This window comes from Streptomyces calidiresistens (assembly GCF_014141525.1).
Taxonomy (GTDB): Bacteria; Actinomycetota; Actinomycetes; order Streptomycetales; family Streptomycetaceae; genus Streptomyces; species Streptomyces calidiresistens.
The window spans coordinates 1-2,974 of the sequence record NZ_VKHS01000678.1 but is presented as its reverse complement, the minus strand read 5'-3'; the positions used below and the strand labels follow the sequence as shown (position 1 = coordinate 2,974).

The following is a 2,974-nucleotide window of genomic DNA, read 5'->3' as shown; positions in this document are numbered from 1 at the left end:
AGATGTGCATAAGAGACAGGGAGGGCGCCGCGCTGCTGCCACCCGACCGCTTCGCGGCCGAGGCCCCCGGTTGGTTCACCTCCGAGGTGTTGCCGGAGGGGTGACGGGGGCAGGGAGCTCCCCGGCCGGGCGACCGGGGAGCCCCCTGCCGCCACGGGGGTGGTACGGGCCGGCGGGCCGGATGTCGCCCCGGGGGTCTGGCTGAGCAAGCGCTTGGTAAGGCATGATGCGGACACGATGCGGCCGTTCCGGCCCCCGTCCACCCGTCCCCCAGTCGGCGAAGGAGGAGCCGCGATGACCCCGGCCACCTCGACCTCCCCGCAGTCCTCCCCCACCCCCGCCTCCCGGCGGGGCCGCCCCTCCGGGGGCTCCGTCCTGGTCTCCCGTCCCGACCTGGACTTCCTCCTGCACGACTGGCTCGGCACCGGGGAACTGCTCGCCCGCGAGCGGTACGCCGAACACGACCGGGGGACCGTCGATGCCGTGCTCGACCTCTCCGAGGCGCTGGCGACCCGCTGGTTCGCCCCCCACAACCGCGCCGCCGACCTGAACGAGCCGCGGATGGTCGACGGACGGGTCGAGATGATCCCGGAGGTCGGCGAGGCACTGCGGGCCTTCCGGGAGTCCGATCTGCTCGCGGCGACCATGGACGCCGGCGTCGGGGGCCTGCAACTGCCCCGGGTGGTGGCGACCGCCTGCTTCTCCTGGTTCCAGGCCGCCAACATCGGCACCTCCGCCTACGCCATGCTCACCCGGGGCAACGCCAACCTGCTGCTCGCCCACGGCACCCCCGGCCAGATCGACACCTGGGTGCGCCCGATGGTGGCCGGTCGGTTCCTGGGCACCATGTGCCTGTCCGAGCCGGACGCCGGCTCCTCGCTGGCCGACATCACCACCCGCGCCGAACCCCGCCCGGACGGCACCCACCGCCTGTTCGGCACCAAGATGTGGATCTCCGGCGGCGATCACGAACTGAGCGAGAACATCGTCCACCTCGTGCTGGCCCGGGTGCCCGGCGGGCCGCCCGGCGTCAAGGGCCTGTCCCTGTTCCTGGTCCCCAAGCACCTGCTGGGGCCGGACGGGGCGATCGGCGAACGCAACGACGTGGTCCTCGCCGGCCTGAACCACAAGATGGGTTACCGGGGGACCACCAACGCGGTGCTCAACTTCGGCGAGGGCGCCCACACCCCCGGCGGTGAACCGGGCGCGGTCGGCGAACTGGTCGGCCCCCTGCACGGCGGCCTGGCCTGCATGTTCCACATGATGAACGAGGCCCGGATCGGGGTGGGCTCGGGCGCGGCGGCTCTGGGGTACACCGCCTACCTGAAGTCGCTGGAGTACGCGCGGACCCGGCTGCAGGGGCGCCCCTTCGCCGATCGCGACCCCTCCGCCCCCCCGGTACCGATCATCGAGCACCCGGACGTGCGACGGATGCTCCTGACCCAGAAGGCGTGGGTGGAGGGGGCCATGGCCCTGGTGCTGTACTGCGCGCGGCTGGTGGACGAACGGGAGACCGCACCCGATCCCGGCGCCCGCCGGGAGGCGGCGACGCTGCTGGACATCCTGACCCCGGTCGCCAAGAGCTGGCCCTCGCAGTGGTGCACCGAGGCCAACTCGCTGGCCGTCCAGGTGCACGGCGGGTACGGCTACACCCGCGATTACGACGTCGAACAGCACTACCGGGACAATCGACTCAACCCCATCCACGAGGGAACCCACGGCATCCAGGGGCTGGACCTGTTGGGACGTCGGGTGCGGGCCGGGAACGGGGCCGCCCTGGACCTCCTGCTGTCCCGGATCGCGGACACCGTGGCCCGGGCGGAGGAGGCCGGCGGGGAGCGGGCCGAGTTCGCCGGCACCCTGACCGCGGCGGCCGAGCGGATCCGCGGGGTGACCGCCCGGCTGCACGCGCCGGAGGGACGCGGCGCGATCCCGGGGGCGGCGACCGCCTACCTGGAGGCGTTCGGCCACACCGTGCTGGCCTGGCTGTGGCTGGACGTGCACCTGGCCACCGGCGATAAGCGGGATTCCTTCCACGAGGGGAAGCGGCACGCCTGCCGTTTCTTCCTCCGGCACGAGCTGCCGCGGATCGGGGCGATGCTGGCGCCGGTGGAGGCCGGTGACGACACGATCGAGCGCACGGACCCCGCCTGGCTGTGATCCCGCCCCCGGAGGGGCCGGAAAGGGACCCCCACCCGGCGCGGACGGTCCGATATACGCGGGTGACGCATGGTTTTCCCGGGATCGGGGACCCGCAGGAAGCGGGCGGTTCCGGTGGCGACCGGTTCCCGTCCCGGACCCGTCGGCCGGGCGGCCGGGGGGCACGAGGTCCCGAAAGGAAGTGATCGACGTGCAGGTGGCCTTTCTCGTGGCGCCCGAGGGCGCGGAGCAGGTGGAACTGACCGACCCCTGGGAGGCGGTGCAGGAGGCGGGCGGCACCCCGAAGCTGCTGTCGACCGGCGGCGGACGGGTACAGGCCTTCAACCATCTCGACCGGGGTGACACCTTCGCCGTGGACGAGGAGGTCGGCAAGGCCTCGGTGGAGGAGTACGACGCGCTGGTGCTGCCCGGCGGGGTGGCCAACCCCGATCTGCTGCGCGCCGACGAACAGGCCGTGGCGTTCGTCCGGGACTTCTGTGCCTCGGGCAAGCCGGTGGCGGTGATCTGTCACGGACCGTGGACCCTGATCGAGGCGGACACCGTGCGCGGGCGGACCGTGACCTCCTGGCCGAGCCTGGCCACCGACCTGCGCAACGCCGGGGCCACCTGGGTGGACCGGCCGGTGGTCGTGGACGAGGCCGGCCCGGGGCCGCTGATCAGCAGCCGGAAGCCCGACGACCTGCCGGCCTTCCGCGAGGCCCTGGTACGGGCGTTGAACGGCGCCAACGCGCGCTGAGCCCGCGACGACGGCGGGGCCCCGGTGATCGGGGCCCCGCCGCGGCGTGCGGGAGGGACCGGTGGGCGGTGGGCGGTC

General features: G+C 73.5%; 2 protein-coding genes. Both read left to right on the top strand.

The features are described 5' to 3' along the window. Window positions 1–294: 294 nt before the first annotated feature. Window positions 295–2,160: an acyl-CoA dehydrogenase gene (locus FOE67_RS21360; RefSeq protein WP_182666462.1), complete on the top strand. Its 1,866-nt coding sequence runs from the start codon at window positions 295–297 to the stop codon at window positions 2,158–2,160. Window positions 2,161–2,350: 190 nt separating this feature from the next. Then, on the top strand, window positions 2,351–2,896 hold the full coding sequence (locus tag FOE67_RS21355) for a type 1 glutamine amidotransferase domain-containing protein (protein WP_182666463.1): 546 nt from the start codon (window positions 2,351–2,353) through the stop codon (window positions 2,894–2,896). Window positions 2,897–2,974: the final 78 nt, after the last annotated feature.

Coding starts and splice junctions, on each gene's coding strand:
- FOE67_RS21360 (WP_182666462.1), top strand. CDS start 295: ATGACCCCGGCCACCTCGACCTCCCCGCAGTCCTCCCCCACCCCCGCC.